The following is a 22,785-nucleotide window of genomic DNA, read 5'->3' as shown; positions in this document are numbered from 1 at the left end:
GCCGTCCCCAGCCTTACCCTCGGGACCCTTCCATGTCTGACCACGACGGCGCACCGGCTCCCACCCGCGCCATCGCCCTACCGCTCGCCGGCCTGCGGGCCCTGCCCGGACGGCCGGGAATCCTCCTCCGAGCCGGACTTCTCCACCCCGGACTGCTCCGACCCGGTGGCTTCCAATCCGGTCAGCAGCCGGGCCGACCACGCGGACGACGGGCCGTCGGCGGCAGCCGTCCGAACGTGGCCGCGCAGGCGTTCCGCCCGGTCCAGCCAGTCCCGGCAGCCGGTGCAGCGCGCGACGTGCTTGTCCAGCCGGGCGTCCGGCAGACCGCTCGGTTCGCCGTCGAGCCGTCCGGACAGAGCGGTACGGAACTGCGCGCATCTCATACGACCATCGTCCCGCACAGTCACCGTGCCGGGACCGACCGGGTCAGCACCGACCGGGTCAGCACCAACCGGGTCGGAGGCCGCCGTGGATGACGAGCAGCTCACCGCCCTCGCGCTGACCGCCCGCTCCGGCCGGGCTTCGGACGTCGAGGCCTTCGTCCGCGCGACCCAGCGGGACGTCTGGCGCTTCGTCGCCCATCTGACCGACGTGCAGTCCGCCGACGACCTCGCCCAGGAGACCTTCCTGCGCGCGCTGCGCGGCCTGCCCGCGTTCGCCGGGCGCTCCTCGGCCCGCACCTGGCTGCTGTCGATCGCCCGGCGCACGGTGATCGACCGGTACCGGATGGCCGCCGCCCGGCCGCGCTGCGCGGCGCTGCCCGACTGGCAGGAGGCCGCGGAGCGGCAGAGCGGCGCGCCGGAGGCCGGGTTCGAGGACGGGATCGCGCTCGGCGACCTGCTCGACCGGGTGCCCGCCCAGCGACGGGAGGCCTTCGTGCTGACCCAGGTGGTCGGGCTGAGCTACGCCGAGGCCGCCGAGGTCGCCGGCTGCCCCGTCGGCACCGTCCGCTCCCGGGTCGCCCGGGCCAGGGAGGAGCTGATAGCGCGCCTGCGGGCGGCGGAGGCCGGGGAGCTCGCCGCCGCCTGCTGAGCCGCGGGGACGGGCGAACAACCGACAACCGACAACCGACAGACGACGGATAACAGCTGACAGCTGACAGATTTCGAAATCTGTCAGCTGTCAGCTGTCACCTGCCGCCGCCCACCTCGGCGCCACGGAAAAAATCACCCAAGTGTTCGGAACCGGAGCCCTCGCACCCCCGACTGCTGTACCGGACCCCGCCGCCGAGGCGGTGTCCATGACGGCACCACGGGAACGGAGGGACTCCATGGCAGCACAACCGACCACGGTCACCGCAGCACTGACGGGACGTCGGCAGGAACCGGTCGACCGCTGGAGCCTGGTCGTGGCCGCGGGCCTGCTCTCCTTCGTCGCGATGCTCGACATGAACGTGGTCAACCTCGCGCTCACCGACATCTCGGCCGGTCTGCACGTCTCCCCCGGGGTCGCCCAGTGGGCCGTGCTCGGCTACCAACTCCCGCTCGTCGCCCTGCTCCTGCCCGCCGGACGGTGGCTGGACCAGGTCGGCACGCGGTCCGCGCTGCTGCTCGCGGTCGGCTGCTTCGCCGGCTGCAGCGTGCTGGCGTCCGCGGCCCCGTGGGCGGGTTGGCTGATCGCCGCCCGGCTGCTGCAGGGCGCGTTCGGGGCGGTGCTCTTCGTCCTGATGCCGGTGCTCGCCGCGACCTCCGTCCGGCCGGAGCTGCGCGGGCGGGCGATGAGCGTGCCCGCGACGCTCGGCCCGCTCGGTGCCGTGACCGGCCCGGTCGTCGGCGGTCTGCTGCTGGACCACCTCGGCTGGCGGGCGGTCTTCCTGGTGAAGCTGCCGGTCTGCCTGGCCGCCGTGCTGATCGTGCGCCGGCACGCCCCGCGCCGCGGCGGGCTGCGGCCGCCCGACCGGGGTTCGCTCGGCGACGCCGGGCTGATCGGCGGCGCCGTCGCCGCCGTCCTGCTCGGGCTCACCCTGGCGCCCGAGGCGCCGCAGTGGCTGCTGCTCGCCCTGCCCGCCGCACCGCTGGTGCTGCTGTGGCTGCGACGGCCCGGCGGCCGACCGGTGGCCGAGGTACTGCGGGCCGCCGGAACCGCCGGGGTCAACGCCTCGGTGCTGGCGCTCGCCGCCGGCTTCGCGGCCTGCCACTACCTGCTCGCCCAGCACCTGCGCGGCCCCCGGGGCGAGAGCGCCACCACCACCGCGCTGACCATGCTGGCGTTCCCGCTCGGCATGGTGCTGGCCGGGCGGGTCGGCGGGCGGCTGGCCGACCGCTGGGGCGCCCGCCCGACCGCGCTCACCGGCGCCGTCGTCACCACCCTCGGCCTGGCCCTGCTCGTCCCGCTGGACACGGACTGGTCCGCCCTCGACATCGCCGCGCGGCTCGCCCTCGCCGGTGCCGGGATGGGCCTCAACGGCGGCCCCACCCAGGCCCTGGTGATGACCGCCTCCCCGCCCGGCAAGCTCGCCACCGCCGGTTCCGCCGTCCAACTCGCCCGCAGTCTCGGGTTCGCACTCGGCCCGGCCCTCGCCACCGCCGCCTCGCTGGCCGGCCCGGGCCCGGGCAGCACCACCGGGACCCGTGCCGGGATCGCCCTGGCCGCCCTGGTCGCGGCCACCGCCGTCGCCCTGCTCGCCCTGCACCGCCGGGCCGCGTCGTGACGGCCCCGGCCCCACCCGTCCCGCCTCACCCGGATCCGCTCCCACCGAAGGACCGTCCCAGATGACCCACACCATCCCAGGCACCACTCCCGGCACCGCTCCCGACGCGACCGCCGGCGCCGACGACACCCCGCGCTGTCCCTACGGCCACGACCGCCTCCCCTCCCCCGTCCCGCTGTACGGTCCGGCGTACAAGGCCGACCCGTACCCCCTGTACCGCCGGATGCGCGAGGCCGGGCCGGTGCACCGGGTGGAGTTCCCCAGCGGCATCCACGCCTGGCTGGTCACCGGTTACCGGGCCGCCCACGCGGCCCTCAACGACCCGCGTCTCGGCAAGAACCACGCCCTGGGCAACGACGATTGGCGCCGGCTGGCGTCGATCATGCCCGAACCGCAGCACTCCCAGCTCCAGGTGCACCTGCTGCACCAGGACCCGCCCAAGCACACCTCGATGCGCCGGCTCGTCCTGGACGCCTTCGCCCCGCGCCGGGTGGAGTCCCTGCGCCCCCGGCTGCGGGAGCTGGCCGACGCACTGGTGGACGGGCTGCCCGAGACCGGCGGTGCCGACCTGGTGGCCGGGTTCGCGGCCCACTACCCGTTCCGGGTGCTCGCCGAAGTCATCGGCCTGCCCGCCGAGTTGGCGGACCGCTTCGACCGGGACTGGGGCAAGGTGGTGCAGCCCGTCGGCCCGCAGGACCCGGGCCGTCCGGCGTACGAGGCGCGGCTGCGCGGTCTGCAGACGTACATCGCCGAGGTCGTCGCCCGGAAGCGCGCCGACTGCCGCGAGCCCGGCTGGGTGGAGTCCGAGGACCTGCTCGGCCGGCTCGTCGCCACCCACGACGCGGGCGAGTTGAGCCGCGAGGAGCTCGACTCCATGGTCTTCCAACTGCTGGTCGCCGGGCAGGAGCCGGTCACCAACCAGATCACCACCATGTTGATCACCCTGCTGCGCCACCCCGAGCAGCTCGAGCGCCTGCGCGCCGGCGTCGACGAGCCCGGCCTGCTCGCCCGCGCGGTGGAGGAACTGCTGCGCCACGACGCCGCGTTCGAGCTCACCACCTGGCGCTTCTTCGCCGAGGACAGCGACCTGTTCGGCACCGCCGTCCCGGCCGGAGACTCGGTGATCGTCTCACTTTGCGCCGCCAACCGCGACGACGAGCAGTTCCCGGAGCCCGACCGCCTCGACCTCGACCGCTCCCCCAACGCCCACCTCGCCTTCGGCCACGGCATCCACTACTGCCCGGGCGCCGCCCTGGCCCGGGCCGAACTCCAGGTCGCCCTCGGCACCTTGCTCACCCGCCTGCCCGGACTGCGCCCGGCCGAGGCCCTCGGGGACGACCTGGCGGACCTCGCGTGGATCCCCGCCGTCCTGGCCCGTGGGGTCAACCGCCTGCCCGTCGCCTACGACCGGCGCCGCTGACCGCACCGGCGGCACCAGCCCACCGAAGCACCACCCCGCAGCCGGCGCCCTCGGCAGCCCGAGGCTCCGCACCCCGCTCCGCCTGCCCGCAGCCCGTACCGCCCCGCCATCCGTGGAGGAACCACCATGCCGCCCGCCGGCACCGCCACCGCCCCGAACCCCGCGACCCGCACCAACGCGAGCAGCAGCACCAGCACCGCCACCGGCACACCGAGCACCACCGCCGGCAGCACCGATCACGCCGAGCGGCTGGCCGCCCGCATCCTGGGACTGCTGCTGCCGCACCGCCGCGCCTCCGACCCGGAGCTCAACGCCCGGTCCGAGCACTTCCCGCTCCAGCTCTCCCAGTTGGCGGACTTCATCGCCGCCGACGAGCCGATCGTGTTCACCCTGCCCGGCTTCCCGTGCAAGTCACCGAACCCCGCGAAGGTCCTCGGCCACCTGCCGGACGAGGGCGAGCGGCTGTCGCTGACCTTCCTCGACCGGCTCTGCGCCGAGATAGGCCGCCACCACGCGCCCGGCGCCCGGATCCTGATCTGCTCGGACGGGCACGTCTTCGGCGACCTGATCGACGTCCCGGACGAGCACATCGACGCGTACTCCGACGAGTTGACCGCGATGATCGCCCGCGAACGCCTCGGCCACCTCGCCACCTTCGACCTCCGGGCCGTCCTCGGCGACCTCCCGTACGACGAGAAGCGCGCCCGGGTGCACGAGCGGTACGCCCCCAGCGTCGAGGAGCTGCGCGAGCAGGTGCTGAGCGAGGAGGAGACCCTGCGGCTCTACCGGGGCATCACCCGCTTCCTCACCGAGGACGCCGTCGACTTCCCCGGCACCCGCTCGGCACTGCAGCGGGAGTGCCGCCGCCGCGCCTACGGGGTGATCCAGCGCAGCCGCGCCTGGGGCGAGCTGATCGCCGAGCAGCACCCCAGGGCCGTCCGGCTCTCGATCCACCCGCAGCCGGCCGGTGTGGCGAAGTTCGGCATCCGGCTGCTGGCGGCGGCCGACGTGTGGACCACGCCCTGGCACTCCTCGGTGCTCCACCGGACGGACGGGAGCTGGGAGTTGCTGCGCAGCGAGGAGGCCGCGGAGCTCGGCCGCCCGGTGCTGCGCGACGGCCGGCCGAGCCACTACGAGGCCTGCTGAGGAAACCCTCCGGGGCGCGGGAAGGGGCGGACCACCGCCCCGCCGACGCGACCACCGCCCCGCCGTCGCGACCACCGCCCCGCCGTCGCGACCACCGCCCCGCCGTCGCGACTACCGCCCCGCCGACGCGACCACCGCGCCGACGACCGGGGTGCGGTGGTCGAAGGCGATCAACGGATCGCCGGTGAGCGGGTGTTCGACCACCGCCGCCCGCACCCCGAAGACCTCCGCGAGCAGCTCGGCGGTCAGCACCTCGCGCGGCGCCCCGGAGGCGACCAGGGCGCCCCGGTGCAGGACGTGCAGCCGGTCGCAGACCGAGGCGGCCGCGTTGAGGTCGTGCAGCGCGACCAGGGTGGTGCGGCGCTGCTCCCGCAGCAGGGCGAGCAGCTCCACCTGGTGCCGGACGTCCAGGTGGTTGGTCGGCTCGTCCAGCACCAGGACGTCCGGCTGCTGCGCGAGCGCGCGGGCCAGCAGCACCCGTTGCCGTTCGCCGCCGGAGAGTTCGGCGAACCGGCGGTCGGCGGCCACGGCCATGCCCACCCGGCTCAGCGCCTCGGCGGTGATCCGGTGGTCCTCTGCGTCGTCGGCGGCGAAGGCCCGCTTGTACGGGGTGCGGCCCATCGCGACCACCTCGCGGACGCTCAACTCGAAGTCCCCGCCGCGCTCCTGCGGCAGTGCCCCGACGTGCCGGGCGGACTGCGCGGGCTTCAGGCCGGCCAGGTCCCGCCCGGCCAGCAGCACCCGCCCCGCGCTCGGCCGCAGGTGCCGGTAGACGGTGCGCAGCAGGCTGGACTTGCCGCTCCCGTTGGGCCCGACCAGTCCGGCGATCTCCCCCTCCTCGGCGACCAGGTGGACTCCGGCGACCACCGTCCGGCCGGCCAGGGTGACGCTCACGTCCTCGACGGCGATCCTCAATTGCGCTCCAGTCGTCGGTCCAGCAGGTAGAGCAGGGTGGGAGCGCCGAGCACGGCGGTGACCACGCCGATCGGCAGCTCCTGGCCGTCCAGGGCGGTGCGGGCCACGGTGTCGACGACGACCAGCAGCAGCGCCCCGGTGAGTGCGGACAGCGGCAGCAGGCGCCGGTGGTCGCCGCCGAGGAGCAGCCGGCAGACGTGCGGCACCATGAGCCCGACGAAGCCGATCGCACCGGAGACGGCGACCAGGACGCCGGTGAGCACACTGGTGACGACGAAGACCTCGCGGCGCAGCCGGGTGACGTCCACGCCGAGCCCGGCGGCCGTCTCGTCGCCCATCAGCATCGCGTTGAGCCCCCGGGCACGGGCCTGCAGCAGGGCCAGGCCGAGCGCCACCGCAGCCGCGGGCACGGCGAGTTGGGCCCATACGGCGCCGCCGAGGCTGCCCATGAGCCAGAACAGCACTCCCCTGGTCTGCTGCTCGTCGCGGGTCTGCAGGACGAGGTAGCTGGTGAGGCCGCCGAGGAACTGGGCGATGCCGATGCCCGCGAGCACCAGTCGCAGCGGGGAGAAGCCGCCGCCGCGCCGGGCCATCAGCCAGACCAGCGAGAACGCGGCGAGCGCGCCGGCGAACGCCGCCAGGGAGACGGTGAGGCCGAGCGCGCTGCCGAAGGAGAGCTGGAGCCCGAGGGTGCTGCCGAGGACGATCGCGGCGACCGCCCCGAGCGAGGCACCGGAGGAGATGCCGAGCAGGTACGGGTCGGCGAGCGGGTTGCGCACCAAGGCCTGGACGGCGGTGCCGACCAGGCCGAGACCGGCTCCCACCACGGCCGCCAACAGGGCGCGCGGAAAGCGTAGTTGCCAGACGATGAGGTCGCGGGTGCCGGGTTCGGCGGCCCGCCCGGTGAGGCGGCGGGCGACCACCGACCAGACCTCGCCGGGCGGGAGGTCCACCGAGCCGAGCGAGACGGCCGCGGTCAGCGCGAGCACCAGGGCGACGGCGAGGACGGCGGCCAGCGGCCCGGCCCGCAGCGTGCGGGCCGGGCGGCGGGTGTCGACGGCCCGGGCGCGGACGTCCTCGGGGTCGGCGGCGTGGGGCTCGGCGGCGATGGGTTCGACGGCGTCGGGGTCGGCCGCGTCGGCTTGGACCCCCTCGGCACGAGCGGCCGACGTCACGGTCTACTGGCCGTTCTTGACGAGATCGGGGTGGACGGTCGCGGCGATCTGCCGGACGGCGTCGGCGTTGCGCACGCCCGCGATCGTGGTCACCTCGGAGCCGAGCCGGACGAAGTGCCCCTCCTGGACGGCCTTCAGGCCCTGGGTCGCGGGGAAGCCCTTCAGGAAGGCCTCGGCCTCGTCGAAGGCCTTGCGGGTGGCCTCCTCGCTGCCCCGGTTGCGGACGGCGAGCTGGATCCAGTCCGGGTTCTTGGCGACGACGTCCTCCCAGGAGCCGGGCTTGAAGTCGGCGTCGCAGTCGGCGAACACGTTGCGCGCTCCGGCCTGGTTGATCACCGCGTTGGCGACCTGCCGGCCGCAGACCGCCACCGGCTGCTTGGTGCCGGCGTCGAAGTCGAAGACGAAGTAGCTCGGCCGCTGCCCCTCCGGGAGGGACGAGAGCGCCGTGCGGACCTCCCCGACCTGCTTCTCCATCCCGGACACCAGTTCCTCCGCGCGGGCCGCGGTGCCGGTGACGGCGCCCAGCCGGCGGATGTCGTCCTCGATGCCCGCGAAGTCGGTGCGCGGCGCCTTGGCGGCCTTCGGGGTCCCGGCGCAGGCGGTGGAGAGCAGGAAGACGTGCTGGATCCCGGCCGCGGCGTACTCCTGCTCGCTCGGTCCGGTGGCGCCCCCGCCCATCATCGGCATCGCGCTGAAGGTGTCGACGTAGAGGTCGGCGCCGGAGCCGAGCAGCTTCTCCTTGGGGATGGCCTTCTCCCCCAACACCGGCACCTTGCCGCCCTGTTCGGCGAGGTCGCCCGGCAGGGTGCCCTTGCCCGGCGGGAAGCCGGTGCCGATCACCCGGTCTCCGGCACCGAGGCGGAGCAGCAGCTCCAGGCTCGCCGCGTTGCTGGTGACGATCTTCGTCGGCGCCTTGGCGATCACGGTCTCCTTGCCCGCGCAGTCGGCGACCTTGACCGGGTAGGCGCCGGCCGGGGCGGCCTGGGCGGTGACGGCGGCGCCCTGTCCACCCCCGCCACCGCTTCCGCAGGCCGTGGCGAACAGGGCGACGGCGGCCGCGATTCCGCAGACAACGCGTGGGCGCATGACAACTCTCCTGGTCGTGGTCCGTGCTCGGGCCCGTGCTGCGGACCCGGACCAGGTAGTCGGACGGCCCGGTCGGCCGGTTCCCGGGATTCCGGACCCCTTTCACGCCCTCGGCGCCCCGACCCCCGGCACCCGGCCCCACCGACCCGCAGAGTCCCGACGGCCCGGCAGGAACGGCAGGAACGGCAGGAACGGCAGGAACGGCAGGAACGGGACGTAGGCTGGCCGGATGGCCGACCCCACCACCCCGCGCGACGACCTCGACCTCCCCGTCCCGCTCGGGCCGCGCCCGCCCCGCCGGGTGGTCTCGCTGGTGCCCTCGCTGACCGAGGCGGTCGCCGTCACCGCGCCCGGCCTGCTGGTCGGCGCCACCGACTGGTGCAGCCACCCCGCCGACCTGGCCGTCCCCCGGATCGGCGGCACCAAGAACCCGGACGTCCCGGGCGTCCTCGCGCTCGAACCCGACCTGGTCATCGCCAACGACGAGGAGAACCGGCGCCCCGACCTGGACGCGCTGCGGGCGGCCGGCGTCCCGGTCTGGGTCACCGACGTCCGCACCCTGGACGACGCCTTCCGCTCGCTGGACCGGCTGCTGACCGTGGCCTGCCGACTGCCGCGCCCCGCCTGGCTGGACGAGGCGGAGGCGGCCTGGGCGCCGGTCATCCGCGAAGGAACGAGCGGAACGACCCGGATGAGCGGAACGAGCGGCACGCCCGGGACGAGCGGCACGGCCGGCCCGGCGGACCGGGAGGCCGACGGCCCCACGACGATCGTGCCGATCTGGCGCCGTCCCTGGATGGTCCTCGGCCGCGACACCTTCGCCGGGGACCTGCTGCAGCGCCTGGGCCTCCGGCTCGTGCACGCCGACCACCCCGAGCGCTACCCGGCCGTCCCCCTGCCGGAACTGATCGCCCTTCGGCCCGAGTTGGTCCTCCTGCCGGACGAGCCGTACCGCTTCACCGCCGAGGACGGCCCGGACGCGTTCCCGGGCACACCGGTCGCCCTGGTCAGCGGACGGCACCTGACCTGGTACGGACCGTCCCTCGTCACGGCACCCGCCGTCCTGCGGCAGGCGCTCGGCCACCCGTTCGTCCGGGGCCGTGACGGCGCCTCGTAGGATGACCGCCACTCACCGGGACGGCCCGGTGACGAGCGGGGGGAACCACCGATGAGATTCAGCACCACACGGCGGACACTGGTCCTGGTGTCGGCCGCGGCCGTGTCCACCGCCGTCCTGGCGGGCTGCGGCACCCAGCACGCCGACGGCAAGCACCAGGACGCCGGCGCGGCCGGCACCCCGGTGGCGGCGAGCGCCACGGCCACCGGGACCACCGGCGCGAGCCCGTCCGCGAGCGACGCCCCCGGCCCGACCGCCCCGCCGAGCACGGGCCCGAGTGCGGGGACGGGCGCGAGCACGACCGCGGGCCCCGGTGCCTCGCAGAGTCCGGGCGCCGGCGCGGGCAAGTCCGGGAAGGCCGCGCCGAGCACGCCGCCGGGCACCGCCGCCAAGGCCGGCGGCGGCAACCTGCCCGCCGGGATCACCACCCAGCCGCCGGTCGCCAAGCCCGTCATCGCGGCCCCGGTGCCGACCGCCAAGCCCGGCCCGGTCGCGCCCCCGCCGCCGCCCGCCCCGCCGTCCCCGCACGTACCCCCGTTGGAGAGCGGCTGCAAGCCCAGCAGGCCCCGGCCGGACGAGCCCAAGGAAGCCGTCGCCGCAGCCCTCACCACCGCCGCCGGCCAGGCCCGCGCGCTCAAGCTGAGCAACGGTGGCACCGACCGGCTCCCGCCGCTGCCCGTCAACCTGGTCAAGGCGATCGCCTGGCAGGAGAGCGGCTGGCAGTCCGGCATCCTCGCCTGCGACGGCGGCATCGGCACCATGCAGGTCATGCCGAACACCATCAGCTGGATGAACGGCAAGTACGGCACCACCTCGGACGCCACCACGCTCGCCGGGAACGTCCAGCTCGGCACCCAGCTGCTGGACTGGCTCGTCGCCTACTACGGCGACTCCTCCTTCGGCGGTACGTACGACCTCTCCCCCGACCCGGCCACCGGCAAGACCCCGCTGCTCGACCTGGTCATCGCCGCGTACAACGCGGGCGCGGGCAACGTGCACTACAACGCCGTCACCGACCCGACCACCGGCGAGGTCGTCGGCAGCCTGGTCATCCCCAACCCCTCGTACGTCGCCAACGTGAAGGCGCTGATGGCCGGCCAGCCCTGGAACAAGGCCGGCTGACCCGAGCCCCGGAACGCGACGGGGCCCGGGACGCACGATCGCGTCCCGGGCCCCGTAGCTCCGGCGGCGTGTCCCCGGTCAGCCGCGGGCGGCGGTGACGGCGGCGCCCAGCGCCTCCTTGATCCGGGGGCCGAGACGGGCGAAGCCCAGCTCCTTCATGGCCGCCCGCAGCAGTTCCTCCTCGCTCCGCTCGACCCCGTCGCCGTCCACCCACCGCACGACGGCGAGCAGCTCGTCGGCCGAGTAGGCGGTCACGGGACGACCGGGCGTGAAGTCCGGCTTCGCGGGACGGCCGGAGGCGTCATCAGCGGCCACCGGCTCAGCGGCGACCTCCTCGGCGGCCTCGGGCTCAGGCTCGGCAGCGGGCTCGACCTCGGGCTCAAGCTCGGCGGCGGGCTGGTCCACGACGGCCTCGGGCTCGACCGCGGACTCCTCCGCCGCTGCGGCGTCAACCTCGGCCTCGACGGCCGGCTCCTCGACGACGGCCTCGGCCACCGGCTCGACGCCATCGACGACCTCGACGGACGGCTCCTCGACAGCAGCCCCAGCCACCGGCTCGACGGCAGGCTCCTCGGCCACGACCTCAGCCACCGGCTCCTCGACGACGGGCTCGGCCACGAGCTCCTCGGCCACGGGCTCGGCCACGGGCTCGACGTCAGCGGACTCCTCGACGGCAGGAGTCTCCGCCACGACCGCCTCGTCGGCCGGCTCGACGACCTCGACCTCGACCTCGACCTCGGCCACGGGCTCGACGACCTCGGCCACCGGCTCCTCGGACGCCTCCGCCTCGGCGGTGGGCTCCTCGGCCTCGACGACCGGGGAGGCCTCCTCCGCCACGGCCTCGTCCGCCGCTGCGGCCTCGGCCAGAGCGGCGGTCGCGGCGGCGACCAGGTCGTCGGCGGCCGGGGAGGGAGCCGGGAGGGAGACCACGTCGGCCGGGGTCTCCTCCTCCGCCAGCTCCTCCAGCACAGCCGGCTCGACCTCGGCGGTCACGGCGTCGGTGACGGTGTCGGTGTCAGCCTCCGGGGCCGGCTCCACCTCAACCTCGACCTCGACCTCAGCTTCGGTCTCCACCTCGGCCTCGACGTCGACCTCGGGCGCGACGGCCTCCTCGACCGCCACCTCGATGGCGGCGACGGCCTCGACCGCCTCGACCTCCTCGAGCGGAGCGGTCACCGAAACCGGGGCCTCCTCCACGAGCCCGTCCCGCTGTCCGCCGGCCAGCGCCTGACGCGCCGCGGCCTCGGCATCCGACGCCTCGACGTCCGACACCTCGGTCTCCGACTCCGAAACGTCCGCCCCCGAAGCATCCGTCTCCGAAGCATCCGTCTCCGAGACCTCCGACGCCGGAACGTCCGACGCCTCGACCGCCGTCTCCTCGACGACGGCCGACTCCGCCAGGCCGTCGCGCTGCCCGCCCGCCAGTGCCTGGCGGGCCGCGTACGCGGCCTCGGCAGCGCGGCGGTCGGCCTTGGCGGCGGTGAGTTCGGCGAGCAGTTCGCCGAGGCCGGCCTCCTCCAGGGTGGCGCGCAGGCCGCGGATGGTGGGGAGGCGGTAGAGGGTGCCCTCGTCGGCGGCGAGCCGCTCCACCAGGTCGATCAGTTCGCCGAAGGCCAGACCGTCGAGGTCGTGGTCGGGCAGCAGCCGGGCGAGGTCGCGCAGGCCGGTGGTGATGGCCTCGAAGGCCTGGGCGGTGCGGTCGACCAGGGCGCCGTCGGAGGGCGCGACCGGGAGGGTGCCGGCCGGGGCGAGGGCGGCCCAGGCGCGGCGCTCGATCTCGGCGGAGGCGAGGGCCTCGTGCAGGTCCTCGCGGCGGACGCGGCGGTCGGTGGCGAGGGCGGTGGCCTGCTTGCGCAGCGAGCGGCCGCGCAGCCAGGAGAGCTTGACGCCGTTCTCGCGGCGCCAGGCGCTGTCGGCGGTGGCGGCGGCGAGGGCGCCGAGGTCGGCGTCGTACGCGGCGGGGGTGAGGGTGGCGGAGGTGCGGTGCACCCGCTGGAGCATCTCGACCAGCAGCGCGGTCTTGGCGACGGTGTCGGGTTCGTCCAGTTTGACCTCGGCGGCCAGCGCGGTGACGGCCTCCCAGGTCTGCTGCAGGTCGCGGCCGCGCAGTTCGGCGAGCGCGGTGGAGGCGGCGCGGGCGTCCTCCGGGGTGGCGACGGTGTCGACGGCCGCGTACCAGGCGTGGGTGTCGGCGGTGAGCGTGAAGGCCCCGAGGTCGGCGTAGCGGCCGAGGTCCTCGCGGAGGTCGGGCTCCGCGGCGGCGTCCTGGGGGTCCTTGACGTCTGCGGCGTCGGCGACGTCCGCCGGGTCGGCTGCGTCGGCGTTGCGCGAGTGAAGCACTGTCATGTGAGGTCCGGTTCTGGGCGACGGCGGCGGGGCTGACGGCGAGGGGGCGGCGGACCGGGTGCGCGGAGGTGCCCCTGGGGCGGGGCGAGGGGGCGCGCGGTCGGGCTGCCGGTTGTGGAGGCCCAGAATACGGGTGCCCGTTCGAGCCTTGCACGCACCCACCGCCCCGACGGGCCGGTGTCGTGTGCCGTACCGCCCGCCTGGCCGCTACTCGGGGGACCCTCCCGGGTGGTCCGGCGCTGGTCCGGACGGGTGCTCCGTGCGCCGACCGGTGGACGGGCCGGGACGGCGGACGGGCCGTCGGGGCCGCTCCAGCGGGACCTCGCGGACGCCTCGGCGCGGTCGGCCGAGGGGTGGTCGGTACCCGGCCCGACCGAGGGCGGCCAGGTCGACCGGCGCCAGGTACTCGTTCAGCGCGGTGCGGTGCCACCACGCGCCGGTTTCCCGCAGTTCGCGCCAACCGGTGAACCGGTAGAGGTAGAGGGTCGCCCGGACGTGGGTCGGCGGGGCGTCCGGGAAGGGGTTGTGGCGCAGCAGGCGCAGCGTGGCCGGGTCGCCGGCCAGCAGCCGGGCGACGAAGGGCAGGAACCAGGGGCCGGCGTAGCCGGGTGAGATGCCGGCGAACCACATCAGCCAGTCGAGCCGCAGGTGGTAGGGGGCGTACTGGCGCGGCAGGCGGCGCACGTCGCCCGGTTTGCCCTTGAAGCCGTACTCGCGCCAGACCGTCCGCGGGGTGAGGACGGCCTCGTCGGTGCCCTCGATCACGACCTCCTGGCGGAGGCGGTTGACGCTGCCGAAGGCGCCGTAGGTGTTGACGAGGTGGAGCCGGTTGAAGGAGCGGTTCATGACCTGGCCGCGGGAGACCATGTTCCGCACCGGCCAGTAGCTGAGGACGGCGACGGCCGCGGCCAGCGCGATCACCAGTGCTTCGTACCAGACCGGGCTGCCGGGATAGCGGCGGGCGTGGACGGGCAGGCCGAGGCGGGCGGGTTCGACGGCGGCGACGGCGAGGGTGATGGTGAGCCAGTTGAGCCAGGCGAAGTTGCCGGAGGCGATCAGCCACAGCTGGGTGGCGATGACGGCGCAGGCGGCGTAGCTCGCGACGGGCTGCGGGAGTAGCAGGCCGACCGGTACGACGAGTTGGACGACGTGGTTGGCGGCGACCTCGACCCGGTGCAGTGGGTCGGGCAGGTGGTGGAAGAACCAGCTGAGCGGCCCCGGCATCGGCTGGGTCTCGTGGTGGTAGCGCAGGCAGGTCAGGTCGCGCCAGCAGCTGTCGCCGCGCAGTTTGATCAGTCCGGCGCCGAACTCGACCCGGAAGACCAGCCAGCGCATCAGCCACAGCACGAGGGTGGGCGGGGCCGTGTCGGCGTTGCCCAGGAAGGCGGCGAGGAAGCCGGCTTCGAGCAGCAGGGACTCCCAGCCGAAGGAGTACCAGGTCTGCCCGACGTTGACGATGGAGAGGTAGAGGACCCAGAGCACCGCCCAGAGCGGGATGGAGGCCCAGAGCGGGACGGCGTCGCCGAGCCCGGCCGTCACTCCGGCGGCCAGGGCGGCCCCGCTCCAGGCGACGGTGGCGAAGAAGCGGTCGCTGTAGTGGAGGTGGAACAGGCCGGGCGAGCGGCGGAACGGGACGCGGGCGGTGAAGCGGGGCACCGGCAGCATGCCGTCAGCGCCGATGAGGGCGCGGAACTGCGCGGCGGCGTTGAGGAATCCGGTCAGGTAGAGGGCGGCGAGCAGGCGTTGGACGATCAGCCGGCTCAGCCAGTAGTCGGGGGCGGCGAACCAGTCCATGCGGCCCATGCCTACCACCGCTGCCCGGCGGAGGGGCCCGGCCGGGGCGCGGGCGGCGGACGGTTCACCCGCTCGGCCGGGGAGCCTGCCGGACCATGGCCGGACCACTGCCCCTCCACTGCCGTTGCGCTGACCTTCCGCTTCCCTTCCACTGCCCCTCCGCAGGGCTTCCGTTGCCCCTCCGTTGCCCTTCCGCAGACCTTCCGCTGCCGGAGCGTTCTCCCGGGCTGCCCGTCCGGCCCCGGAAAGGCCTCGTGGCGGGGAGCCTCTCCTCGGGGGTGAGAGGCGCCCCGCCACGACGGTGAGCGGTACGGGTGGTTCAGGTGGTGCGGTCGGTGCGAGCAATGCGGGTAATACGGGCCGAACGGACCGTACGAACAGGACGAACAGGACGAGCCGTACGGGTGGTGCGGCGTTGCGGGCGGGGTGGTCGTGAACGGCGGTGCCGTGCACGGGCGGCCGGTCGGCGGTTCAGCCCGGCAGGACGAGTCCGGTCCCGCCGGGGACGCCCGGGCGGCCGGTCGCGGTGGCGGTGCCGTTCTGCTGCAGCCGGTCGACCAGCAGGGCGGCCAGCGTGCCGAGCTCCTCCTCCGTGCGGGACTGCGCGGTGACGTCCATGCCGACGGTGAGGACACCGTTGACCTGGCCGGTGCGCGCGGTCCGCAGCGGGGTGCAGGTGAAGCTGAAGATCTGCTGGATCCGCTGGGCCTCGGGGCGGTTCGACTGCACCCGGACGTCGTTGAGGACGGTGACGCGGCCGGTGCGGTACGCCTCGGAGACGGCCTGCTGGAGGCCGGCCACGCCGAGCTGCGGGTAGGCCTGCCCGATCGAGCCGTACGCCACCGGGGCGCCGAAGGTGTCGGCGTGCTGGGCGTTGGCGTAGCGGATCTCCTGGCCGGGGCCGTCGGTGAGCATGATGGGGAACGGGGAGCCGTCGAAGGCGGCGAACATCTCCTGCTGCTGGGCGAGGAGGTTGTCGCGCAGCCGGATCTCGGAGAGCAGCGCCTCGGCGAGGTGCTGGATGTCGCGCAGCCGCTCGCGCCCCCACTGCCGGGGTTCCCGGTCGAGGACGCAGACGGTGCCGATGACGGTGTTGGTGTCGTCGACGAGCGGGGCTCCGAGGTAGGCCCGGACACCGAGTTCGTCCACGACGGGGTTACCGGCGAACCGGGGGTAGGCGAGGATGTCGTCCAGCGCGAGGGGCGAGCGCTGGGCGACCACGTGCGGGCAGAAGCCGTGGCTCAGCGGCATCTGCCGGGTCGGGAGGTCGAAGGCGATGCCCCGGTCCGCCCACGAAGCGCCTTCCTCGGCCGCGACGTCGGACGAGTTTGGCGGAATGTAGAGCCCCCGGAACATCTGGCGCTCGTCGTTGATGAAGTTGACCATCGCGATGGGAGCGCGGGTGATGCTGGCTGCCAGGTGCGCGAAGCGGTCGAAGGCCTCGTCCGCGGAGGGTTCGTTGAGACCCAGGCTGCGCAGCCTGCGGGTCCGGTCGGAGTCCCCGGCGGCACCCGGGAACTGGCCTTGAGTGCTCATCACATCAGTCATGGCGCACATGTAATCAGACATCCGGGCCGTTCGGTGCTACCGGTACCGGCCACCGACGTTGCTGATGGACAGTCAAAGCCGCATGTGAACGGCCGCTCAGCCGGGCCTCCAGGAGGGGGAAGATCATTTCCCTGCCCGCGGCGGAGCGAAACCCGGGGATGGCCGTGACGAGCCGAATCCCGCCAATCCAAGATCCACTCACAGTGACGGGGGTGTTCACATATGACAATGAGCCCTGCCGGAGACACGGACGGTATTCCCTCTCCCTCGGGAAGACCGCGCCAGAGTCCGCATGCACCGATGGCACCGGAGCGATCGGGTCGCCCACCTCCACACCCCCACCCGTTTCCCGGGGAGCGGCCGGAGCGGCATCGACGGCGTGAACGGAGGCACGACACCCACTGAGGCGAGAGGAACAACCATGGCCATGGACTACTTCACCGACGAGCGGCACGAGAGCCTCCGGGCGGAGGTCCGTGAGTTCGCGGAGAAGGAGGTACGTCCGCAGGTCGCCAGAATGGAGGCCGACCGCGAGGTCGAGTTCGAACTCTCGAGGGAGATAGCACGGCGGGGCTGGATAGGTGTGACCATCCCCAAGGAGTTCGGCGGCCTGGGCCTGGGCCACCTGGCCAAGACCGTCATCGTGGAGGAGCTGGCCCGCGTCAGCGGTGCGATGGGCGCCATGGCGCAGGCCTCGCAGCTCGGCGTCGCCAAGGTGATCCACTTCGGCTCGGACGCCCAACGGCGCAAGTGGCTTCCCAGGTTCGCCTCGGGCGAGTCCCTGCCGACCATCGCGGTGACCGAGCCCGAGTCCGGCGGCCACGTGCTCGGCATGGCCGGTACCGCCCGCCGCGAGGGCGACGAGTACGTGCTCAACGGCCGCAAGTGGTTCGTCGGCAACTCCCACATCGGTGACGTGCACGGCGTGGTCTTCCGCACCGGCAAGGGCAGCTCGGGCCTCTCGGCCTTCCTGGTCGAGAGCGACCGCCCCGGCTTCCGGACCGGCGAGCTCGGGACGCAGGGCGGCCTGCACGGCTTCAGCTTCGGCGAGTTGGTCTTCGAGGACTGCCGCGTCCCGGCCGGCAACCGGCTCGGCGAGGAGGGCCAGGGCCTGGACGTCGCCTACTCCTCCTCCACCCTGTACGGCCGCCTGAACCTCGGTGCCGTCGCGCTCGGCATCCACGTCGCGATCGTCGAGGACGTCGTGCGCTACGCCGAGGAGCGGGTGCTCTACGGCAAGCCGCTCAACCAGCTGAACAGCGTCGCGCTGAAGCTGGGCGAGATGCAGTCCAGGCTGATGACCGCCAAGCTGGCCGCCTACCACGCCTCGCACCTGCTGGACCACGGCAAGCCCTGCGACGCGGAGCTGATGAACGCGAAGCTCGTCAACACCGAGTACGCGATGGACTCGGCGCGCAGCGCGATGGAGATCCTGGCCGCCCGCGGCACCCAGGAGGAGTTCAACATCATCCGCTACCTGCGCGACGCCACCCACATCTACGCCCCGGCCGGCACCTCGGACGTCCAGCGACTGCGCCTCGGCCAGGTGGCCTCGGGCACCTACGGCAAGCAGTGGTCGGCCGAGCTGGCCGACCTGGCGAGCTGGGCGTGGACCGAGCTGACCCAGCTGGAGGCCGAGGGCCGGGACGAGCGGGGCGGCCGCGTGGTGCCGATCGCCGCGGCGAGCTGACCTCCGGACGCCCGATCATTCAGCATACGATCGCTTGACCTGTTCCTGACGGCTCTCCGAGCGGCGCACCCCGCCTCCCGGAGAGCCGTCCGCATGTCGCGACAAGGGCGCTGAGCTGCGGCGATCCGTCGTCGAACGCTTTCGCCCGGCTGACCGGTCCGGGTCATCAACCGTTCACATATCGTCAGTTGATGTTGCGATAAGGCCACCTGGGACTGATAGGTTTCCTGCCGTCGGCGGCCGTGGCAGTACTCCGCCCGGACGGTGACACCGCGTCACCCCGTCCGGCGACCCCGGCCTCGGTGCCCCGAAGCCCGCCCGGGACGTACGGGCCGACCCGCCGTTCGGACCCGCGACCCGGCCTGCAACTCGGCCCTGCAACAAGGAATCAGATGCCAGGCATATCGGCCCCCCGCACGGGCCACCGCGCCGGCCGGTCCGGCTCCCTCCGCAACTCCCTCCTCGCCCTCGCGCTGGTCCCCAGCCTCGGCCTCGCAGCCGCCTGGGGGTACGCCGCCTACCTGCTGCGCGACGCCGGGAACCGCACCGCGGTGCTGGTCGGCAGCGTCGTCGTCGCCGTGGTGCTGCTGTTCAGCCTGATCCGCGGCGTCCGGGCCGCCCGGACCCTGTCCGGCCGGCTGTCCGGACTGCGCACCGACACCCTCGCCCTCGCCCAGCAGGAGATCCCCGACGTGGTCGGGCGGCTGCGCGCCGGGGAGCCGGTGCCCACGCCGCCCGCCTGGGCGCCCTCCCGCCGGATCGGCGACGAGGTCCAGCAGACCGCCGACGGCCTCGCCGCCGTCCGCCAGGCCGCCGTCGCCGCCATCGTCCACCAGGCCCAGGGCCGCGAGGGGACGAAGAAGGTCTTCCTCAACATCGCCCGCCGCACCCAGATCCTGATCCACCGCCAGATCAGCATGCTGGACGCGCTGGAGCGCGAGCACGAGGAACCCGAACTGCTGCGCGAGCTGTTCGCGGTCGACCACCTGGCCACCCGGATGCGGCGCAACGCCGAGAACCTGGTCATCCTCGGCGGCGCGCTGCCCGCCCGCCGCTGGCGCAACGCCGTGCCCGTGGTCAACGTGCTGCGCAGCGCCGTCTCCGAGACCGAGAACTACGCCCGCGTCGTCGTCCAGGGCGTGCCCCGGGCCTCGCTCAGCGGACAGGCCGTCGCCGACGTCATCCACCTGATCGCCGAGCTGATCGAGAACGGCACCACCTTCTCCCCGCCCTACACCCAGGTGCAGGTCTCCGCGCAGGAGGTGCCCAAGGGCCTGGCGGTCGAGGTCGAGGACCGCGGCCTCGGCATGACCGAGGACGAGTACGAGCGGCTGAACGAGTACCTGGCCAACCCGCCCGAGCTGGACGTCTCCGCGCTCGGCGACGACCTGCGCCTCGGCCTGTTCGTCGTCGCGCGACTGGCCGCCCGGCACGACATCCAGGTCACCCTGCGGCCCTCCCCGTACGGCGGCACCCGCGCCGTGGTGCTGGTGCCCTCGGTGCTGCTGGAGCAGCCCGAGCAGCCGGCCGCCGTGCCCGGGCTGCCCTCCGGCGCGCGGGTCACCCGCACCCCGGTGCCGGAGGCCCCGCCGACGGCGGACGGGGACCTCGGGGAGGTCGACGAGGAGCTGTCGGGTGCGCTCGCGGGTGTGCTCAGCGGGCTGCTGGGCAACGGCCCGGCGGGGCCGGCCGGGACCGCTGACGGGACCGGAGCCGCTGACGGGACCGGGGCCGGGGCCGCTGACGGACAGGGCGCTCCGGTGGGGACCACCGCGCCCGTCCCGGGCGACGGCGGGGTGATCGCCGGTGAGCTCCTCGGACATCGCTCGGCGGACGGCCTCCTGGTGGACGGCGTGCCGGCGGACGGAGGCGCCGCGGCGCCCGCGAACGGTGGCCTGGCCGTCGGCGCCGAGATCCCCGGACTGCCCGGTGCCGTGGTCGTTCCCCGGCCCGCCCTGCCGCGCCCGTACGACCTGCCGGACGGTGTGGCCGACGGTGTGGCCGACGGTGTGACGGACGGCCTGGCGGCGGAGGACGGCCTGGCCACCGGCGGACGGCTGACGGACGGACCGCTGACGGACGGACGGCTGACGGACGGACGGCTGGCCGGCCGCCACGGCTCGGACCTTCCGGCCGACCCGGCCGCGGCGCCCTTCGACGGCGTCCCCGCCGACCGCACCGCGCCCACCCACGACCGCCCGCAGGAGGACCACGTGGAACGCGGCCCGGACGGCGAACTGCGGACGCCGCGGGTCCTGCCGCAGCGGGTCCGCAACGCCAGCCTCGCCGAGCAGCTCCGCGAGGCCCACGCGCCCGGCGGCGCCCTGCTGCCGCCGTCCGGCCCGTCCGCGCCGACGGCCCCGGCCGCCCCGGTCGCCCCGGTCGCCCCGGTCGCCCCCCGGTACGGCGGTGCCGACGCCGCCGCCGAGGACCCCTCGCCGCAGCGCTCCCGCGCCACCATGGCCGCCATCCAGCGCGGCACCCGGACCGCCCGCGCGGCCGGCACCGAACCGGGCACCCCGGCCTCGTCCGCGCCCGCCCCCCACACCCCGGCCGCACCTTCCGCCGCTCAGGAAGCCAAGGAACAGCAGTGATGACGCAGCACACCGAAACCCAGCGCGACCTCAACTGGCTGCTGGACCAGCTGGTCGCGCGGGTCCCCGAGACCCGGCACGCCATCGTCCTCTCGGAGGACGGCCTGCTGGTCGGCACGTCCCAGGGCCTCGACCGGGCCGACGCCGAGCACCTGTCCGCCGTCGCCTCCGGCCTGCAGAGCCTGGCCCGAGGCGCCGGACACCGCTTCAACGGCGGGCGGGTCCGGCAGACCGTGGTCGAGATGGACCAGCTGTTCCTGTTCGTCACCACCGCCGGGCAGGGCGCCCGGCTCGCCGTCCTCACCAGCGAGCAGGTGGACGCCGGGCTGATGGCCTACGAGATCAACATGCTGGTCAAGCAGGTCGGCCAGTACCTCACCGCGGCGCCGCGCAGCGACGCCGGCCAGGCCGGCGCGGGTGGCGGTGCGTGACCACCGCCGACGCCGACGAGGGCTGGTTCTACGACAAGGACGCCGGCCACCTGGTCCGCCCTTACGCGATCACCAACGGGCGCACCGGCCCGGTCCGTGACGGGTTCGCGCTGATCACCCTGGTGGTCACCGCAGACCCGCGCACCGACACCACCCGGTTAGCGCCCGAACCGGCCGCGATCATCGACCTGTGCCGCGAACGCCCGCTGGCCGTGGCCGAGATCGCGGCCACCCTCGACCTGCCCGTCAGCGTGGTCAAGGTGCTGCTGGACGACCTCGCCGAGGCCCGGCTGATCCTCACCCGCGCCCCGGTCCAGCTCGCCGAGGCACCGGACATCTCCCTGATCCAGGCCGTGATCGAGGGCGTCAGACGGCTCTGACCGACGCCTGACGGACCTCGGACGGACGTCCGACGGAAGGGCGTTCCGCGCTCCCGTCCCCGTCGGCGCTTCTCTCGGCGACCGACGGGGGCGCCCCTCCCGCGGCGGCCACGGCCGCACCGGTCGGGCCCACCGTTCTCCCAGCACACTCCCAGGAGACCCGAATTGACGACCCAGAGTCTGGTGCCGGGCGCGGTCAAGATCCTCGTCGCCGGTGGCTTCGGCGTCGGGAAGACCACCATGGTCGGCTCCGTCAGCGAGATCGAACCGCTGCAGACCGAGGAACGGATGACCCGCGCCAGCATCGGGGTCGACAGCCTCGACGGCGTCCAGGACAAGTCCACCACCACGGTGGCCATGGACTTCGGGCGGATCACCGTCCGCGAGGACCTGGTGCTCTACCTGTTCGGTACGCCCGGGCAGTTCCGGTTCTGGTTCATGTGGGACGACCTCGCGCTCGGCGCCCTCGGGGCGATCATCCTCGCCGACACCCGGCGGCTCGAATCCAGCTTCGCCGCCGTGGACTTCTTCGAGCAGCGCGGCATCCCGTTCGCGATCGGGGTCAACTGCTTCCACGGCCGCCGCGAGGCCACCCCCGAGGAGGTCCGCCGCGCCCTCGACCTCGGGCCGGAGGTCCCGGTCGTGCTGTGCGACGTCCGGGAGCGGGCGTCCAGCAAGGAACTGCTGCTCGCCCTGCTCGACCAGGTGCACCGCAACGCCCTGGCCGCCGGGCGGCGCTGAGGGTCGCCGGACGGCTGGGCGGCCGAACGGCTGGACGGCTGGGCAGCTGGACGGCGTGGGCCGCTGGGGGCCGCCCGGCAGCCTCCGCGAGCCTCGGGAGCCCCGGGCGCCCAGGCGGCGTCGGGAGCCGAGGCAGCGTCGGCTGCCGGTTCAGGCGTGCGCCGGGTCGAGCTCGGCGAGCGAGTCGACCAGCGGGGCCAGCTCCGGGACCTCGGTGGCCCGGGCCAGGACCTCCTCCAGCGCGGCGTCGTGCACCGGACGGGCGGCCGCCAGCAGGTCGCGGCCCTGGGGCGTCAGCTCCGTGTAGATGCCGCGCCGGTCGTCCGCGCAGAGGTAGCGGCTCAGCAGGGCACGGTCCTCCAGGCGGCTGACCAGCCGGGTGGTCGCGCTGCTGCTCAGCGCCGCCGCGCGGGCCAGCTGCTGCATCCGCATGTGCCAGCCGTCCTGGCGCGAGAGCGCCTCCAGCACCGTGTACTCGACCACCGACAGCTTGAACTCGGCCTGCAGCGCCTTCTCCAGCGCGGCGTCGATCATCCCGTGCAGCGCGGCGAGCGTGCGCCAGCCGCGGGCCCGGATCTCGGCCGCGTCGTCCCGGATCCCCATGACGCGCCGTCCTTTCCGCTGCGCTGC

19 protein-coding genes are annotated in these 22,785 nt (G+C 74.4%); 11 read left to right on the top strand and 8 right to left on the bottom strand.

Annotation, left to right across the window (positions count from 1 at the left end; all coding sequences use genetic code 11):
* Nucleotides 1–77: 77 nt before the first annotated feature.
* Complete coding sequence (locus ACIRD3_RS01460) at nt 78–383, bottom strand: zf-HC2 domain-containing protein (RefSeq protein ID WP_402209822.1); 306 nt, start codon at nt 381–383, stop codon at nt 78–80.
* 85 nt (nt 384–468) lie between these two features.
* Between ACIRD3_RS01460 and ACIRD3_RS01455 the strand changes: the two genes are divergently transcribed.
* The 4 genes from ACIRD3_RS01455 to ACIRD3_RS01440 all read left to right on the top strand — a co-directional run bounded on the left by ACIRD3_RS01455 (nt 469) and on the right by ACIRD3_RS01440 (nt 5,216).
* On the top strand, nt 469–1,032 hold the full coding sequence (locus tag ACIRD3_RS01455; RefSeq protein ID WP_402209819.1) for a sigma-70 family RNA polymerase sigma factor: 564 nt from the start codon (nt 469–471) through the stop codon (nt 1,030–1,032).
* 238 nt (nt 1,033–1,270) lie between these two features.
* The gene (locus ACIRD3_RS01450) at nt 1,271–2,650 is read left to right on the top strand and encodes an MFS transporter (RefSeq protein WP_402209817.1); all 1,380 of its coding nucleotides are present in this window, start codon (nt 1,271–1,273) and stop codon (nt 2,648–2,650) included.
* Between the two features lie 61 nt (nt 2,651–2,711).
* Complete coding sequence (locus ACIRD3_RS01445) at nt 2,712–4,070, top strand: cytochrome P450 (protein WP_402209814.1); 1,359 nt, start codon at nt 2,712–2,714, stop codon at nt 4,068–4,070.
* A gap of 126 nt (nt 4,071–4,196) precedes the next feature.
* Nucleotides 4,197–5,216 carry an L-tyrosine/L-tryptophan isonitrile synthase family protein gene (locus ACIRD3_RS01440; protein WP_402209811.1) on the top strand — a complete coding sequence of 340 codons (1,020 nt, stop codon included), beginning with the start codon at nt 4,197–4,199 and terminating at the stop codon, nt 5,214–5,216.
* A gap of 111 nt (nt 5,217–5,327) precedes the next feature.
* Here the strand turns inward: ACIRD3_RS01440 and ACIRD3_RS01435 are convergent, their stop codons facing one another.
* The 3 genes from ACIRD3_RS01435 to ACIRD3_RS01425 all read right to left on the bottom strand — a co-directional run bounded on the left by ACIRD3_RS01435 (nt 5,328) and on the right by ACIRD3_RS01425 (nt 8,392).
* Nucleotides 5,328–6,131 (bottom strand): ABC transporter ATP-binding protein, encoded by an 804-nt coding sequence (locus tag ACIRD3_RS01435; RefSeq protein WP_402209808.1) that lies wholly within the window; start codon nt 6,129–6,131, stop codon nt 5,328–5,330.
* A complete protein-coding gene (locus ACIRD3_RS01430; protein WP_402210747.1) occupies nt 6,128–7,147 on the bottom strand; it encodes a FecCD family ABC transporter permease in 1,020 nt (339 codons plus the stop codon). Before ACIRD3_RS01430 ends, ACIRD3_RS01435 begins: the two co-directional genes overlap by 4 nt.
* A gap of 162 nt (nt 7,148–7,309) precedes the next feature.
* Nucleotides 7,310–8,392 carry an ABC transporter substrate-binding protein gene (locus tag ACIRD3_RS01425; RefSeq protein WP_402209806.1) on the bottom strand — a complete coding sequence of 361 codons (1,083 nt, stop codon included), beginning with the start codon at nt 8,390–8,392 and terminating at the stop codon, nt 7,310–7,312.
* A 229-nt stretch (nt 8,393–8,621) separates the two neighbouring features.
* Between ACIRD3_RS01425 and ACIRD3_RS01420 the strand changes: the two genes are divergently transcribed.
* Nucleotides 8,622–9,509, top strand: a complete 888-nt coding sequence (locus tag ACIRD3_RS01420; protein ID WP_402209803.1) for a helical backbone metal receptor — start codon at nt 8,622–8,624, stop codon at nt 9,507–9,509.
* A gap of 51 nt (nt 9,510–9,560) precedes the next feature.
* The gene (locus ACIRD3_RS01415; RefSeq protein ID WP_402209800.1) at nt 9,561–10,631 is read left to right on the top strand and encodes a transglycosylase SLT domain-containing protein; all 1,071 of its coding nucleotides are present in this window, start codon (nt 9,561–9,563) and stop codon (nt 10,629–10,631) included.
* A gap of 78 nt (nt 10,632–10,709) precedes the next feature.
* Here ACIRD3_RS01415 and ACIRD3_RS01410 read toward each other — a convergent pair whose 3' ends face one another.
* The 3 genes from ACIRD3_RS01410 to ACIRD3_RS01400 all read right to left on the bottom strand — a co-directional run bounded on the left by ACIRD3_RS01410 (nt 10,710) and on the right by ACIRD3_RS01400 (nt 16,319).
* Nucleotides 10,710–12,977: a hypothetical protein gene (locus ACIRD3_RS01410; RefSeq protein ID WP_402209798.1), complete on the bottom strand. Its 2,268-nt coding sequence runs from the start codon at nt 12,975–12,977 to the stop codon at nt 10,710–10,712.
* Between the two features lie 207 nt (nt 12,978–13,184).
* Nucleotides 13,185–14,771, bottom strand: a complete 1,587-nt coding sequence (locus ACIRD3_RS01405; RefSeq protein WP_402210745.1) for a lipase maturation factor family protein — start codon at nt 14,769–14,771, stop codon at nt 13,185–13,187.
* A 471-nt stretch (nt 14,772–15,242) separates the two neighbouring features.
* Nucleotides 15,243–16,319 (bottom strand): GAF domain-containing protein, encoded by a 1,077-nt coding sequence (locus tag ACIRD3_RS01400; protein WP_402209795.1) that lies wholly within the window; start codon nt 16,317–16,319, stop codon nt 15,243–15,245.
* A 427-nt stretch (nt 16,320–16,746) separates the two neighbouring features.
* On the opposite strand from ACIRD3_RS01400, the gene ACIRD3_RS01395 reads away from it, so the two are divergent.
* The 5 genes from ACIRD3_RS01395 (at nt 16,747) to ACIRD3_RS01375 (ending at nt 22,155) form a co-directional block, all read left to right on the top strand.
* Nucleotides 16,747–18,009 (top strand): acyl-CoA dehydrogenase family protein, encoded by a 1,263-nt coding sequence (locus ACIRD3_RS01395; protein WP_402210742.1) that lies wholly within the window; start codon nt 16,747–16,749, stop codon nt 18,007–18,009.
* A gap of 392 nt (nt 18,010–18,401) precedes the next feature.
* A complete protein-coding gene (locus ACIRD3_RS01390; RefSeq protein ID WP_402209792.1) occupies nt 18,402–20,603 on the top strand; it encodes a sensor histidine kinase in 2,202 nt (733 codons plus the stop codon).
* Entirely contained in the window at nt 20,603–21,034 is a 432-nt protein-coding gene (locus ACIRD3_RS01385; protein ID WP_402209789.1) for a roadblock/LC7 domain-containing protein, read from the top strand. Before ACIRD3_RS01390 ends, ACIRD3_RS01385 begins: the two co-directional genes overlap by 1 nt.
* Nucleotides 21,031–21,414, top strand: a complete 384-nt coding sequence (locus tag ACIRD3_RS01380; protein WP_402209787.1) for a DUF742 domain-containing protein — start codon at nt 21,031–21,033, stop codon at nt 21,412–21,414. Before ACIRD3_RS01385 ends, ACIRD3_RS01380 begins: the two co-directional genes overlap by 4 nt.
* Nucleotides 21,415–21,579: 165 nt before the next feature.
* The gene (locus ACIRD3_RS01375; protein ID WP_402209784.1) at nt 21,580–22,155 is read left to right on the top strand and encodes a GTP-binding protein; all 576 of its coding nucleotides are present in this window, start codon (nt 21,580–21,582) and stop codon (nt 22,153–22,155) included.
* Nucleotides 22,156–22,305: 150 nt separating this feature from the next.
* Here the strand turns inward: ACIRD3_RS01375 and ACIRD3_RS01370 are convergent, their stop codons facing one another.
* Nucleotides 22,306–22,758 carry a MarR family winged helix-turn-helix transcriptional regulator gene (locus ACIRD3_RS01370; RefSeq protein ID WP_402209781.1) on the bottom strand — a complete coding sequence of 151 codons (453 nt, stop codon included), beginning with the start codon at nt 22,756–22,758 and terminating at the stop codon, nt 22,306–22,308.
* Nucleotides 22,759–22,785: the final 27 nt, after the last annotated feature.

Source organism: Kitasatospora sp. NPDC093550, assembly GCF_044764985.1.
In the GTDB taxonomy this organism is placed as follows: domain Bacteria; phylum Actinomycetota; class Actinomycetes; order Streptomycetales; family Streptomycetaceae; genus Kitasatospora.
This window is presented reverse-complemented; position numbering and strand designations above follow the sequence as displayed.